Here is a 13661-nt window from a genome sequence, read left to right on the forward strand (position 1 = left end):
AAAATATTGAATTTTTTATAGATTATTATTTCCATACTATTCAAATAGGTATGGATAAAATCTGTTTTCAGCAAACTGCTATGACCAAACAATTAAAAATATCTTCCCAAGCCTCCTGTTTCTTTATCTCCATTCAGTACATGGCTACAATCAATACAGCTTATTCAACAGGTGAAAGATGATTGTCATGCACCAGCTAAGTCCAATAGAGATTAAACACATTCAAACGTTATTTTCCAAAGCGGACAGCCTGATCATTTCCGCAGGTGCTGGGATGGGTGTTGATTCAGGCCTACCTGACTTTCGCGGCAATCATGGAATGTGGCAGGCTTATCCTGAACTGGGTAGGCAACGTATTGACTTTACGGAAATTGCCAATCCAGCAGCGTTTAGACGGCAACCACGTTTGGCTTGGGGATTTTATGGACATCGCCTGGCACTTTATAGACAGACCACGCCCCATCAAGGTTTTAGCCTATTAAAGCAGTTGGCTGAAAAATTGCGGCTGCCCTACTTTGTTTTTACCTCAAATGTGGATGGGCAATTCCAGAAAGCAGGTTTTGATCCAGAGCGAATTTATGAATGTCACGGCTCTATTCACCATCTACAGTGTCTTGAACCCTGTGATCAGGAGATCTGGCCAGCCAATGCGCTGGCACCGCAGATTGACCATCAAGATTGCCAATGGCTGGCTGAACTGCCCCGATGTGCCGCCTGTGGAAATCTGGCACGCCCCAATATCCTGATGTTCGATGATTATGGCTGGATTAGCCATCGACATTATCAACAAGGTCAAGGCCTGGATGCTTTTATAAAAAGGCATCATCGACCTGTGGTCATTGAAATGGGCGCTGGCACAGCCATTCCCACCGTACGTTATTTTAGTGAACGTTTTGCGCCGAATCTTATTCGAATTAATCCACGTGAACATGCACTTCCCTTAAAGGGAGGTATCGCTCTGGCAACAAATGCTGAAATGGGGGTACAAAGTATTTATCAGATTTTTATGGAATAAATCCTCCACAAAATAGCAAATAATTCTCATTCTAGATTAAAAATATCCACGCTTTCTTCTCATTTCACTTTTATACTAGCTTCAGTTTTTCATTTTTGACCTGCGGCCATGCAAAAAACAAGTTCTAAAAAATTTCAGCCTCGTAAAATCATCATCGTGATCGGGGTGCTCATCATTGCGGCACTCGGATGGATGTTCTTTAAACCCAAGGCCCAAACGCCTCAGTATATTAGTGCCGAAGTCAGCAAGGGCGATATTGAAGATTCAGTGCTGGCAACAGGTGTGCTTGAGGCCACCAAAATGGTGAGTGTCGGTGCGCAGGTTTCAGGTCAGGTGAAAAAGATGTATGTGCAGTTGGGCGACCAGGTTAAACAGGGTCAGTTGATTGCCCAAATTGACTCCATTCGTCAGGAGAATGAGCTTAAAACCGCCGAGGCCAACATTAAAAACCAGCAGGCACAACTGGCGGTGCAGCAGGCCAACCTAGCCAAGGTTGAAGCTGAATATAAACGTCAACAGGCCATGTTTAGTCAGGATGCAACCTCACGCGCCGAACTTGAGGCGGCATTGGCAAACTACAAAACGGCACAGGCCCAGATTGCCTCGATTAATGCACAGATTGAACAATCGCGTTTGAGCCTTGCAACCACAAAGGAAAACCTGGGTTATACCAGTATTGTTGCACCAATGGATGGAACCATTGTGGCGATTGTCACCGAAGAGGGCCAAACGGTAAATGCCAACCAGACGGCACCGACCATCGTGAAACTGGCAAAACTGGATACCATGACCATCAAGGCACAGATTTCAGAAGCGGACGTGATGAAAGTTGAACAGGGCCAAACCGTTTATTTCACCACCCTAGGCAACAGCGATAAAAAGCATTATGCAAAACTGCGTCAGGTTGAACCAGCACCAAACTCCATTAACACTGAAAACAGCAATACCAGTTCATCTACCTCTACTTCCGCAGTGTATTACAACGCTTTATTCGATGTACCCAATGAAGATGGCAAACTACGTATTGATATGACAGCACAGGTCTACATTGTCTTGGCTGAAGCAAAAAATGCACTGACCATTCCAGCGGCAGCAATCCAAAGTCAGCGTCCAAACCGTAAGGACCGCTCAGCCAATGGAAATAAGTCCACTGATCAGGCAAAAAAATCAGGTGCTGAAACAGCCCAGCGTCCGAAACGTCTGGATTTAACTGAGGATGACAAGGCACTGATTGCGCAAGGCAAGGCTTCAATGGCAATGGTTCGGGTACTACAGGCTGATGGTACAGCCCAGCCGCAACCTGTGCTGATTGGCCTAAACAACCGTGTCACCGCACAAGTGTTGAAAGGCTTAAAACAGGGTGATCAGGTGGTGATTGCCGATGCAACTGATAGCTCAAATGAGGCGGCAAAACGTAGCAACCAACGTGCAATGAGAATGTAATATGACTCAAGATCAAACACATTCATCACAGCCATTACTTGAAGTCAGCAACCTCACCCGTGAGTTTCCCGCAGGTGAGGGTACGGTCCAGATTCTCAAGGGCATCAATCTAAAGATTTATGCAGGTGAGCTGGTTGCCATCGTCGGTCAATCAGGTTCTGGTAAATCCACCCTAATGAATATTCTGGGCTGTCTGGATAAACCAACAGCAGGCAGCTATCAGGTCAATGGTCGGGAAACCCGCCAGCTGGAGCCTGATGAACTGGCACAACTACGCCGTGAATATTTTGGCTTTATTTTCCAGCGTTATCATCTGCTGGGTGATTTAAGTGCCGCAGGCAATGTTGAAGTCCCCGCGATTTATGCGGGTGTAGACAGCCATCTCCGCCAAGAGCGTTCTGCTGAATTGCTGTCTGAACTGGGGCTGGAAGAACGACTGCACCACCGCCCTAGCCAGCTTTCAGGTGGTCAGCAACAACGTGTCTCGATTGCCCGTGCCTTGATGAATGGCGGTGATGTCATTCTTGCCGATGAACCCACAGGTGCACTGGATAAGAATAGTGGTATTGAGGTCATGCGCATTTTGCGTGAACTGAATGCCAAGGGTCACACCATTATTCTGGTAACCCACGATCTGAATGTCGCCAAGAATGCGACCCGTATTATTGAGATCAGTGACGGTAATATCATTTCAGACCGTGCCAATACACCTGAACATAACGATCCTGACCTGCAACACCAAACCCTGCAACGTACGCCACAAAAGAAAACCTCAGCCTGGCGTTCTTTCTTTGACCGTTTAGGTGAAGCGTTCCGCATGGCGCTACTCGCCATGAATGCTCACCGCATGCGTACCTTTTTAACCATGCTCGGGATTATTATCGGGATTGCCTCGGTAGTTTCAGTGGTTGCACTGGGTAATGGTTCGCAAAAGCAGATTCTGGAAAATATCAGTAGTCTTGGTACCAACACCATTACCGTATATCAGGGACGTGGTTTTGGTGACAATTCAAGGGCCTCACAGGTGAAAACCCTCGTGCCTGCCGATGCCGATGCACTGGCGGAACAGCCCTATGTGGATGGAGTCAGCCCCTCTGCCAATACCAGTGTCACCTTGCGTTATAAAGATACCGAAGCTTCAGCAACAGTAAATGGTGTCAGTGCCGACTTCTTCTATGTGCGTGGCATGACCTTTAAATCGGGCCAGCCTTTTGACAAGGACAGCGTGACCCAACGTGCGCAGGATGTGGTGATTGATACCAATACTGAAAAAACCTTCTTTGCCGATGGCACCAATCCCGTCGGTCAAGTGCTACTGTTGGGCAGCGTTCCAAGCCGAATCATTGGGGTAATTGATGCACAGCAGGGTTTTATGGGCAATTCTGACAGCCTGAATGTCTATCTGCCCTACTCCACCGTGATGAGCCGTATGCTGGGTCAGTCCAATGTGCGTAGCATCATCGTGCGGATTAAGGATGAATATCCAAGCAGCGCCGCTGAAAACGCCATTCTGACCTTGCTGGAACAACGTCACGGCGCGCAGGACGTGTTTACCCAGAATTCAGACAGTATCCGCGAAACCATTCAGCAAACCACAGCCACCATGACCCTGCTGATTTCAGCGATTGCGGTGATTTCCCTGGTGGTCGGTGGTATTGGCGTGATGAACATTATGCTGGTGTCTGTCACTGAACGTACTCAGGAAATCGGGGTACGTATGGCGGTAGGCGCACGGCAAAGCGATATTCTGCAACAATTCCTGATTGAAGCGATTCTGGTGTGTTTGCTTGGTGGTGTGCTGGGCGTACTGCTTTCTCTTGGCATTGGACAAATTATTGGGCACTTCGCCAAGGGCATTATTGAAATGAGTTATTCAACCACCTCGATTGTGGCGGCGTTTGTCTGCTCAAGCTTGATCGGTATTGTATTTGGCTTCTTGCCAGCACGAAATGCGGCACAACTCGACCCAGTTGCTGCTTTAGCAAGAGAATAAGGAATTCAGGTATGTCTTTTCAATTTACAAAATTAGGACTTGCGCTGCTACTCACAGGTTCCCTAGCTGGCTGTTCTGCTGTGGTAAAAACACCATATAACGCCCCTACAGCCCAAGTCCCACAACAGTTCCAGTACGATACGCAAAAAAATAAGAATGTGAACCTGACTGATCAATGGTGGACATTATTTAATGATGCCCAGCTTAATCAACTGGTTGATCAGGTACTGGCAAAAAATAGTGATCTGATTGTGGCAGGAATGACCCTGAAACAGGCCCGTTTACAGGCAGGTCTGGCTGAAAACAGACAAGGCATTCGTACCAGTTCCAGTGTGTCAACAGGTCATAACTATGACTTGCGCTCTGGAGATGGAAGTGACCGTGGTTTATCAGCAAGTGTCGGTGTCAGTTATGAACTGGACTTATTCGGCAAACTCGCCAACCAGACCGAAGCCAGTCGCTGGGAAGCCTTAGCCAGTGAACAGGATTTACAGGCCACGGCACAAAGTCTGGTCGGTACAACTGCAAAACTGTATTGGCAACTGGGCTATGTGAATGAACGCTATCAAGCTGTTCAACAAAATCTGGCTGCAACACAGAAAGTCTATGCACTGGTACAGTCACAATACAAGGCAGGTGCCGTTTCAGGTCTGGACTTGACTCAGGCAGAGCAATCGGTACAAAGCCAGAAAGCCAGCCTCAGCCAAATCGAGCAGCAACGCGTTGAAACACGGACTGCCCTTGCCGTTTTACTGCATGAGCCAGTGCAACAGTTGAATATTCAGGAACCCTCACAATTACCACGCAATGCATTGCCAAATGTGGCTGTAGGTTTGCCTGCGGAAATCTTGTCCCGTCGTCCAGACTTACAGGCCTCAGAATTACGTTTACGTAAAACCCTTGCCAATAAGGATGCAACTCAGGCCAGCTATTATCCATCCATCAATTTAACGGGTAATCTCGGCACTTCAAGTACTTCTTTGACTCAACTACTAAAGAACCCTGCCTTGACCTTGGGAGCAAGCCTAAGCCTGCCTTTCCTACAATATAACGATATGAAAAAGGATATTGCGATCAGCGAGCTTGAGTATGAAAAAGCCATTACCCAATATCGCCAAACCCTGTATCAGGCCTTTGCCGATGTTGAAAATGCCTTATCGAATCGGACTCAGTTAGACCAGCAAGTACAGTTGCAACAGCGCAATGTTGAACTAGCTGATAAGACCGAACGTCTCACAGAAGTGCGTTACCGCAATGGTGCGATTGCCTTAAAAAATCTGCTAGATGCGCAGGAAACCACACGCAATGCGCGACTCAATCTGGTTGAAACCAAGCAGAGTCAATACAATGCTTATGTGACCCTGATGCAAGCATTGGGTGGCAGTCCTGTGAAAGAACTGCCTGAACAATAGCCCTAGCGCTATTGTTTTGCTCTGTTATTCTTTCACCATATCTGGATTATTCTTGATCTGGTGAATAAGTTTGATAAAGTGTTTCCCTTGATTCATTACAACTAGCCGAAGATTTTACCGCCTATCTAGATGAGCTATTTAAAAAATGAAAATATAATTCAGATTACAGAATTGCATTACTTGTTGAGACTACCTCTAGCCATAAGCCCGTATCTCGCAGGAAAGAAATTGGCTCTAAAAAGGCAAGAGAAGTACTTTCGTTATAAATACATACCAAGATAAAATATTTAAATAAAATTTGACACGCGTAGCATTTGCTCAAAAATGAGATAAGAGAAAATCCTATGGCAGCATGGCAATTTAAAGTCTGCTTAATACCCAAAAGCTGGTTCGATACCAATGGCACTGGGAAAGAAGTATCGAGCTTTTATAATTCAGAAGGTCATTATGATGTCTCTTTTACTTGGAAAAATTCAACAAAAAATGGTGTAAAAGAAGAAATTATAAAATATTACCCATTATCTGAATCATGGCATGAAGACTTATTAAGTTTTGGTTGTGAAAAAGGAACTGATGTTCAAGTATGGTATGAGAAAGGAAAGTTAGAAGATATTCAGTTCCGAATAGATATCCGTGGTAATTTTATTTTAGATATTGAACAGATCATTGCTATTGCACAAAAGCTTTCTTGTGTGTTTTTTATACCTGAACAAAAGTACATAGTTGAGCCAAATGTATTCGAAGTGATCAGTCATCTAAAGAAATCAAATGCGTATTTATTCGCTAAAGATCCTGAACAATGGTTTAACAGTATAGAAAAACATAATAAGTGAGTTCAAAAGATGGGTTATATTTTTTAGAATTTCATCATAGTGTTAAAAAAAAGCCGCTATAAAAGCGGCTTTGTAATATAAATTAGATTAATCTAATTATTCATCATCCATCATTGACTGGCTCATACCAACCGTATTGAAACCACCATCGACATATAAGATTTCACCAGTAATACCTGAAGCCCACGGCGAGCATAGGAACAATGCAGCATTGCCCACTTCTTCAATCGTTACATTGCGTTTTAGTGGAGCAATTTTTTCATTAGCATTTAACATCTTACGGAAAGACTTGATGCCTGATGCCGCCAAAGTACGGATTGGACCCGCAGAAATTGCATTGACACGAATCCCCTCGGCACCCAAACTCGAAGCCAGATAGCGCACACCCGCTTCCAGTGAGGCTTTCGCCATACCCATCACATTATAATTTGGTAAAACACGCTCTGAACCCTGATAAGTTAGGGTCAATAAACAGCCTTGACGGGCAATTAACAACGGCTTGGCAGCACGTGCCATGGCTACGAAACTGTAGGCGCTGATGTCATGGGCAATTTTAAAACCGTCACGGCTGGTCACATCGGTAAAGTCACCATCCAGCGTTTCGGCAGGTGCAAAACCAATGGAGTGAACCACACCATCAAGACCATCCCAGTGTTTTGCCAGCTCAACAAAGGCATTGTCAATTTCGACATCAACCGCAACATCACAGGGAAAAACCAGATTTGAACCAAACTGTGCCGCAAACTCATCAACACGTTTTTTCAGTTTTTCATTTGGATAGGTAAACGCCAGTTCAGCTCCCTCACGGTGCAAGGCAGCCGCGATGCCATAAGCAATGGAGAGTTTGCTTGCAATCCCTGCAATTAAAAAACGTTTACCAACTAAAAGTCCTTGTGACATCTTATTCTCACTCGAAAAATTTTCACCACATGATGCCAATATTCCAGCGATTTCGGAATTGCATAATCCACCTTTTTTACATTGTTGCATAAAAAAATCGCCGTCAACTGACAGCGATTTTTAGGTTTAACCATGTTTGAGCCTAATCATCACCCTGAATCAGGCTTAACAAGCGCATAAATGAATAGTACATCCACACAAGCGTCGCCAGTAAAGCGATGGCACACACCCATTCAAACGCTTTAGGCGCACGCTGTGCCGCAGCACTCTCGATTAGGTCAAAATCAAGAATCAGGTTGAGCGAGGCAATCACCGCAACAAAGGCAGCAAAACCAATGCCCAACCAGTTGCTTTCAAAAATATAAGGAATACTTGAACCAAATGCCAAGCGTAGAATGATCTGCACCACAAAAACCAGCGCAATCGCAATGGTCGCTGAAATCACAATCGCCTTGAATTTTTCGGTGGCACGGATGATCTGGAATTTATACAGCCCAAATAATACCAGTGTAGTCACAAAAGTAGCCAGCAATGCCTGTAAAGGCACACCTGGGAATTTCAACTGGAAAATAAAGGAGATGCCACCTAAGAAAGCTCCCTCAAACAAGGCATAGGGAATCGCCAAGGCAGGTGCGGTATTGGATTTAAATGTAGTGATCAGGGCCAGGATAAAACTGCCCACAGCCCCGACAATCGCAGCCGCATAGGCAATGGACAGGTTTGCAGTGATAGCACAATAGAAAAACAATGCGATACCTAAAACGGCGGCAATCACGGTTAAAAGAATTGACTTCTGAATTGCCCCCTGAATGGTCATTGGCTCAGCCAAATCGCTGTAGGTTTCCACCCGAGTTAAAATAGGATTATTACTTTGCATGTACACTCTCTTTTTATAGTTGGCAATAAAAAACCGAGTTTAAGCGATTTTTTGATCAGGCCCAAATATTTTATTCACATAAAAAAAGGAGCTTATGCCCCTTAATTTATTTATTCATAATAAAAAAGTATTCACGGTAATATTTCAGCTCAGCAATCGAATCACGAATGTCATCCATTGCCAAGTGCGAGGCATTTTTCTTGAGACCGCTCATGATTTCAGGTCTCCAGCGCTTCGCCAGTTCCTTGACTGAAGATACGTCCAGATTGCGGTAATGAAAAAATTGTTCCAGTTCAGGCATTAAACGATGCAGGAAACGGCGATCCTGACAAATCGAGTTACCACACATTGGCGACGATTTTGGATTGACCCATTTTTTCAGGAATTCAAGTGTTTGCTGTTCTACATCCTGAGCGGTGAGTTTACTGCGGCGCACCCGTTCAATCAGTCCCGACTGTCCATGCTGCTTGGTATTCCACTCATCCATTGCGTTCAGGATCAGGTCAGATTGATGTACCGCTAAAACAGGTCCCTCAGCTAAAATGTTTAAATAGTCATCGGTAATAATTGTTGCGATTTCAATGATCTTGTCGTTATCGGTATCAAGGCCTGTCATTTCCAGGTCAATCCAGATTAATCGTGTATCAGGGGTACTGCTCATGGATGCTGATTCTAAAGTGCTTAAAAACATCAATAGTAGCAAATTAATTACATCTTGGCTGTAATTCCATAGCGGCTTCATGCTATTTTTGCGGTCTTCAACATGTGGATTTTCTGGGATATGAATGGCTTTAATTCGTAAGCGTCGTTTAACCGAGCAACAGCAGCGCCGTATTGAAAAACAGCATAAATCGCGTCAGGATGATATTGACACGTCGCAGGATTTAGATGGGCTGGTTGTTCAGCATTATGGCCGTCAACTCGAAGTACAAGCCCTGTCCGTACCTGAACAGCATCCTGAAAAACCACAGGTGGCTGAGGGTGAGCCTGAACCATTCTGGAAACCGATTGAACTGGATAGTGTTTGGCGTTGTCATACCCGTACCAACCTAGAGTTGCTGGTGACAGGTGATCGAGTCAAATGGCAGGCCGACCCCAATACAGGTTTGGGGATTATAACCGCGATTTATCCAAGACAATCATTATTGACCCGTCCAGACCGCTACCACAAGGTAAAACCCGTTGCCGCCAATATCAGCCTGATTGTGATTGTGTTCGCGCCACTGCCTGAACCCGCACCCACACTGATTGACCGTTATCTGGTCGCCTGTGCCGATGCCAACATTCCTGCATTGCTGGTACTGAACAAATCAGACCTGCTCACTGAAAATGACCCAATCCTGACCATGCTCAGTGAATATGAAGCCCTAGGCTATGAAACCCTGATCTGTCATGCAAAAGGTGATTTATCCGCACTTTCCGCACGAATCGACAATGAAACCGTTGCGTTCGTTGGGCAGTCTGGGGTGGGTAAAAGCTCACTGATTAATACCATTGTTCCAGATGCGGCACAGAAGACCAATGTCATTTCCGAAAACTCGGCACTGGGGCAACACACCACCACCTCAACCCGTTTGATTAAATTTGGAACAAACGGTGCACTGATTGACTCCCCAGGGATCCGTGAATTTGGACTGTGGCATTTGAGCCTGGAAAAAGTACGAACAGGTTTTCCTGAGATTGAAACCCATCTGGGCCATTGCCAGTTCCGTAACTGCACCCATAGCCATGAGAAAAATTGTGCCTTAAAACAGGCAGTTGATGCGGGTGAGATTTTACCAAGACGTTTGGACAGCTATCTACGCCTAATGGATGAAATTCAGGAAGCCCAGCAAAAAAGTTAGTTTTCTTGGGTTTTTGCCCTTGAACTAACATTTTTGATCACCATAGAGATAAGTTATACTCAGGGTCAATTTTGATTTTAACTTTAGGTGACTTGTGGAACGCTGGTTAGAGTTTATGGGGAACCACCCCTTTTTGTTTGGTACGCTCGGCGTGCTCATCGTGCTGTTCTTCATTTTAGAGGGTCAGCGCAATGGTCGTAAAATTTCACCACAATCACTCGGTATTTTGGTCAAGGCAAAAAATGCCATGCTGATCGATCTACGGGATGGTAAGGATTTCCGTGATGGCCACATCAGTGGCAGCCGCAACATTCCATACAGCCAAATCACAAGTCATGTTGATGAATTAAAAGCAAGTGACCGTCCATTGGTGTTTATTTGCAACCTAGGGCAAGTTGCAGGCTCCGCATTGCAGAAAGTCGGCCATGCCGACAGCTACCGTCTAGATGGTGGTGTCAGCAATTGGAAAGCCCAGGGCTTACCCTTAGTTAAAAGCAAAACCAAAGCTTAAGGAGAAATAAAATGACCGATACAAACGTCACCATTTATTCAACGCTTTCTTGCCCATATTGTGTGAGGGCAAAACAGCTCCTTGAGCGTAAGGGTGTTGCCTATAAGGAAATTAACCTTTCCAATGAGGCGCCTGAAGTTCGTATTGAGTTAATGCAGCGTACCAATCACCGTACCGTGCCTCAAATTTTTATCAAAGACCAGTTTATCGGTGGTTTTGACCAACTTTATGCCTTAGAGCGTGAAGGGAAACTCGACCAATTATTAGCTTAACAACACTCCACGATTTAAGGAAAAACAATGAGCGAAGAACAAGTTCAACCACAACTCGCGTTAGAACGTATTTACACTAAAGATATTTCTTTTGAAGTTCCAGGGGCACAGGTATTTACCAAGCAGTGGCAGCCAGAACTCAACATCAATTTATCTTCTGCGGCAGAAAAGATTGATCCAAACCATTATGAAGTTTCTTTAAAAGTTGTGGTTCAGGCCACCAATGAAGGTGAGACCGCATTCATTGTTGATGTGACCCAGTCAGGGATTTTCCTGGTTGATGGCGTGGAGGAAGATCGTCTTCCGTACATTCTGGGTGCTTACTGCCCGAATATCCTGTTCCCGTTCTTGCGTGAAGCAGTGAATGATCTAGTGACCAAGGGTAGCTTCCCACAATTGTTGCTTACCCCAATTAACTTTGATGCTGAATTTGAAGCCAATATGCAGCGTCTACAAGCTGAAGGTGATGCCCAAGGTCAGGCATAACACTTTAAGCACGCTAAAAACCACAGCACCTGCTGTGGTTTTTTATTTTATAATGAGAACGATATGGATAAGATAAAATGAGAACAAATAATGTCCACAGTACTATATACCCTTTGCCAACAGGTATTTCCTGAACTTGCCACAAGCCCTATCCCTCGTGACCTGCATGCTTTTCATCAATTTATTGACTGGGTTAATAGCCAATACTCAAATATCCAATATGTCGAATTAAAACAATATTATGACAATGGCACAGATGAATGCCACCAACTACAACAGGTCAAGGTGGATATTGAACAGTTGAACAACCGTATTGAGGAGGAAATAGAACAACTTTTTGCTAAAGATGATAATTCAGACTCAGATGCTCAAAGTGAGCCTGATGTTACAGAACATATCTATGCCATCCTCTTTGACAACATTTATGCGGTTGCAGAACAACATGGGCTGGCACTGTTATTAATCTCGAATGAGAACCCTTACTGGATGCTGGTTCCAGATCAGGCTGAACAGATTAATCACCTGATCGAGGCATTTAACCAGTCTTTTACTGACGTTGAGCTTTATCACTATGTTTAAGGCCACTGATGATATTACTCAACAATCGTTCTAAACGTCAGGTTGATACGGGCAGTCGACACTTTCTTGGTGGGTGGCAAACGGTGCAGCCAGTGGCTTTGTGTGGTGTCTTTCATTACCAGTAGGCTGCCATGTTCCAGATACAGCTCCACCTTTTCCTTGCTTTGTTTATGTTTAAAGGCAAATTTCCGTTCCGCACCAAAGCTGAGTGACGCAATCGCGCCATTTTTCTTCAAGTCGGTTTCATCATCACTGTGCCAGGCCATTCCCTCCTCACCTGTATGGTAAAGATTCAGTAGACATGAATTAAAGCGCTCACCTGTCAACTGCTCCACCCGTTGCCTTAACTCAAGCAGTTCAACCGTCCACGGCAAGGCATATCTGTTGACATTTGAGTAGGTATATTCATACCCCTGATCGCCATACCATGCCACTTTTCTTTTGGTGGTGATCTGCCAACCAAAGATAATAGCCTGATCATTTTCCCAAGCAATGTTTTGCATCAACTTTTCAAAATAATCATCAGCGACCATTTCCTGTATGACTTTGCCATAATACTGCACCGTTCCATCATAGGGTAAATGGTTATGCCTTGGGTCAGCCTCAATATCAAACAGTTGCATGTGTCTGTGCTCCCTCCCAGCCAATCATCGCCGTTTTCCTTAAGGTTCCCCATTCATAACCACCCAAAAGACCTGTGGACTGAATCACCCGATGACATGGAATCAGGAAAGCCACAGGATTACTGCCAATTGCTGTACCCACTGCACGGGCTGCCTTGGCATGGTCTATATTTTGCGCAATCTGACCATAGGTGGAAAGCTGTCCCATGGGAATCCGAAGCAGGCTTTGCCAGACTTTCAGTTGAAAATCGGTTCCTTTTAGATGCAGCTTAATTTCAGGCAATTGATCCCAGTCTTTTTGGAAGAAAGCCAGCGCATTAGTCTGAAATTCATCTATTTGCTCAACCAACTGAGCCTTAGGAAACTGTGATTTCAATTGTTGCAATGCTTCCACCTGATCTTCCACAAAGCTTAATGCACAGATGCCTTTGTAAGTTGAGGCAATCAATACCTCACCAAACAATGTTTCAGCAAAGGAATAATGAATCGCTAAATGTTGTCCACCCTGTTTATATTCGGCTGGGGTCATGCCCTCAATCTGGATAAACAGGTCATGCAAACGACTGGTACTGGAAAGTCCTGTTTCAAATGTCGCATCCAGTACACTGCCCTGTTGCTTTAAAATGTTCTTGGCATATTCAACACTGGTGTATTGTAGAAATTTTTTCGGGCTGGTTCCGACCCATTCAGTGAATAAACGCTGAAAATGCGCTGGACTGAGATGAATGTGTGCGGCCACCTCATCCAGTTGTGGCTGCTGCTGAAAATTTTGCTGGATATAGGCAATCGCTTGAGCAATACGATCATAAGTACGCTGCTGTTGCATTTCTCTATCCTCTAATTGCTGCTGTCTCTCCACACTAACAAGCTTCC

15 protein-coding genes are annotated in these 13661 nt (G+C 44.8%); 10 read left to right on the forward strand and 5 right to left on the reverse strand.

Annotation, left to right across the window (positions count from 1 at the left end):
* Positions 1-187: 187 nt before the first annotated feature.
* The 5 genes from N5J47_RS10105 (at position 188) to N5J47_RS10125 (ending at position 6696) form a co-directional block, all read left to right on the forward strand.
* Positions 188-1015 (forward strand): Sir2 family NAD-dependent protein deacetylase, encoded by an 828-nt coding sequence (locus N5J47_RS10105; protein WP_279961016.1) that lies wholly within the window; start codon positions 188-190, stop codon positions 1013-1015.
* A 108-nt stretch (positions 1016-1123) separates the two neighbouring features.
* Complete coding sequence (locus N5J47_RS10110) at positions 1124-2458, forward strand: MacA family efflux pump subunit (RefSeq protein WP_279961017.1); 1335 nt, start codon at positions 1124-1126, stop codon at positions 2456-2458.
* Position 2459: 1 nt separating this feature from the next.
* Positions 2460-4451, forward strand: coding sequence for a MacB family efflux pump subunit (locus N5J47_RS10115; protein WP_279961018.1), 1992 nt, complete (start codon positions 2460-2462; stop codon positions 4449-4451).
* An 11-nt stretch (positions 4452-4462) separates the two neighbouring features.
* The gene (locus N5J47_RS10120; protein WP_279961019.1) at positions 4463-5863 is read left to right on the forward strand and encodes an efflux transporter outer membrane subunit; all 1401 of its coding nucleotides are present in this window, start codon (positions 4463-4465) and stop codon (positions 5861-5863) included.
* A 344-nt stretch (positions 5864-6207) separates the two neighbouring features.
* Complete coding sequence (locus N5J47_RS10125; RefSeq protein WP_279961020.1) at positions 6208-6696, forward strand: hypothetical protein; 489 nt, start codon at positions 6208-6210, stop codon at positions 6694-6696.
* Positions 6697-6792: 96 nt separating this feature from the next.
* On the opposite strand, the gene N5J47_RS10130 is transcribed toward N5J47_RS10125, so the two are convergent.
* The 3 genes from N5J47_RS10130 to orn all read right to left on the reverse strand — a co-directional run bounded on the left by N5J47_RS10130 (position 6793) and on the right by orn (position 9134).
* Complete coding sequence (locus tag N5J47_RS10130; protein ID WP_279961021.1) at positions 6793-7596, reverse strand: enoyl-ACP reductase; 804 nt, start codon at positions 7594-7596, stop codon at positions 6793-6795.
* Between the two features lie 142 nt (positions 7597-7738).
* A complete protein-coding gene (locus tag N5J47_RS10135; RefSeq protein WP_279961022.1) occupies positions 7739-8473 on the reverse strand; it encodes a Bax inhibitor-1/YccA family protein in 735 nt (244 codons plus the stop codon).
* Between the two features lie 106 nt (positions 8474-8579).
* Complete coding sequence (gene orn / locus N5J47_RS10140; protein ID WP_267981657.1) at positions 8580-9134, reverse strand: oligoribonuclease; 555 nt, start codon at positions 9132-9134, stop codon at positions 8580-8582.
* A 124-nt stretch (positions 9135-9258) separates the two neighbouring features.
* Here orn and rsgA point away from each other — a divergent pair, with 124 nt between their 5' ends.
* From rsgA to N5J47_RS10165, 5 genes are all read left to right on the forward strand, one after another.
* Positions 9259-10317, forward strand: coding sequence for a ribosome small subunit-dependent GTPase A (rsgA, locus tag N5J47_RS10145; RefSeq protein ID WP_279961023.1), 1059 nt, complete (start codon positions 9259-9261; stop codon positions 10315-10317).
* A gap of 94 nt (positions 10318-10411) precedes the next feature.
* Positions 10412-10828, forward strand: coding sequence for a rhodanese-like domain-containing protein (locus N5J47_RS10150; RefSeq protein ID WP_267981655.1), 417 nt, complete (start codon positions 10412-10414; stop codon positions 10826-10828).
* Between the two features lie 11 nt (positions 10829-10839).
* Positions 10840-11100: a glutaredoxin 3 gene (gene grxC, locus N5J47_RS10155; protein WP_004681801.1), complete on the forward strand. Its 261-nt coding sequence runs from the start codon at positions 10840-10842 to the stop codon at positions 11098-11100.
* Between the two features lie 27 nt (positions 11101-11127).
* Positions 11128-11586, forward strand: a complete 459-nt coding sequence (secB, locus tag N5J47_RS10160; protein ID WP_004678443.1) for a protein-export chaperone SecB — start codon at positions 11128-11130, stop codon at positions 11584-11586.
* 90 nt (positions 11587-11676) lie between these two features.
* The gene (locus tag N5J47_RS10165) at positions 11677-12165 is read left to right on the forward strand and encodes a hypothetical protein (RefSeq protein WP_279961025.1); all 489 of its coding nucleotides are present in this window, start codon (positions 11677-11679) and stop codon (positions 12163-12165) included.
* A 14-nt stretch (positions 12166-12179) separates the two neighbouring features.
* Here N5J47_RS10165 and N5J47_RS10170 read toward each other — a convergent pair whose 3' ends face one another.
* Both N5J47_RS10170 and N5J47_RS10175 read right to left on the reverse strand, forming a co-directional pair.
* Entirely contained in the window at positions 12180-12788 is a 609-nt protein-coding gene (locus N5J47_RS10170) for an alpha-ketoglutarate-dependent dioxygenase AlkB (protein WP_279961026.1), read from the reverse strand.
* Entirely contained in the window at positions 12775-13614 is an 840-nt protein-coding gene (locus N5J47_RS10175; RefSeq protein ID WP_279961027.1) for a methylated-DNA--[protein]-cysteine S-methyltransferase, read from the reverse strand. Before N5J47_RS10175 ends, N5J47_RS10170 begins: the two co-directional genes overlap by 14 nt.
* Positions 13615-13661 lie beyond the last annotated feature (47 nt).

The sequence above is a fragment of the Acinetobacter sp. GD03645 genome (assembly GCF_029845285.1).
Classification (GTDB): domain Bacteria; phylum Pseudomonadota; class Gammaproteobacteria; order Pseudomonadales; family Moraxellaceae; genus Acinetobacter; species Acinetobacter corruptisaponis.

Bases quoted from the DNA above. Each gene is read 5' to 3' on its own strand.
- orn (WP_267981657.1), bottom strand. From the start codon at position 9,134: ATGAGCAGTACCCCTGATACACGATTAATCTGGATTGACCTGGAAATG.
- N5J47_RS10115 (WP_279961018.1), top strand. From the start codon at position 2,460: ATGACTCAAGATCAAACACATTCATCACAGCCATTACTTGAAGTCAGC.
- N5J47_RS10175 (WP_279961027.1), bottom strand. From the start codon at position 13,614: ATGCAACAGCAGCGTACTTATGATCGTATTGCTCAAGCGATTGCCTAT.
- N5J47_RS10110 (WP_279961017.1), top strand. From the start codon at position 1,124: ATGCAAAAAACAAGTTCTAAAAAATTTCAGCCTCGTAAAATCATCATC.
- N5J47_RS10165 (WP_279961025.1), top strand. From the start codon at position 11,677: ATGTCCACAGTACTATATACCCTTTGCCAACAGGTATTTCCTGAACTT.
- N5J47_RS10135 (WP_279961022.1), bottom strand. From the start codon at position 8,473: ATGCAAAGTAATAATCCTATTTTAACTCGGGTGGAAACCTACAGCGAT.
- N5J47_RS10130 (WP_279961021.1), bottom strand. From the start codon at position 7,596: ATGTCACAAGGACTTTTAGTTGGTAAACGTTTTTTAATTGCAGGGATT.
- N5J47_RS10120 (WP_279961019.1), top strand. From the start codon at position 4,463: ATGTCTTTTCAATTTACAAAATTAGGACTTGCGCTGCTACTCACAGGT.
- rsgA (WP_279961023.1), top strand. From the start codon at position 9,259: ATGGCTTTAATTCGTAAGCGTCGTTTAACCGAGCAACAGCAGCGCCGT.
- N5J47_RS10125 (WP_279961020.1), top strand. From the start codon at position 6,208: ATGGCAGCATGGCAATTTAAAGTCTGCTTAATACCCAAAAGCTGGTTC.
- grxC (WP_004681801.1), top strand. From the start codon at position 10,840: ATGACCGATACAAACGTCACCATTTATTCAACGCTTTCTTGCCCATAT.
- secB (WP_004678443.1), top strand. From the start codon at position 11,128: ATGAGCGAAGAACAAGTTCAACCACAACTCGCGTTAGAACGTATTTAC.
- N5J47_RS10170 (WP_279961026.1), bottom strand. From the start codon at position 12,788: ATGCAACTGTTTGATATTGAGGCTGACCCAAGGCATAACCATTTACCC.
- N5J47_RS10105 (WP_279961016.1), top strand. From the start codon at position 188: ATGCACCAGCTAAGTCCAATAGAGATTAAACACATTCAAACGTTATTT.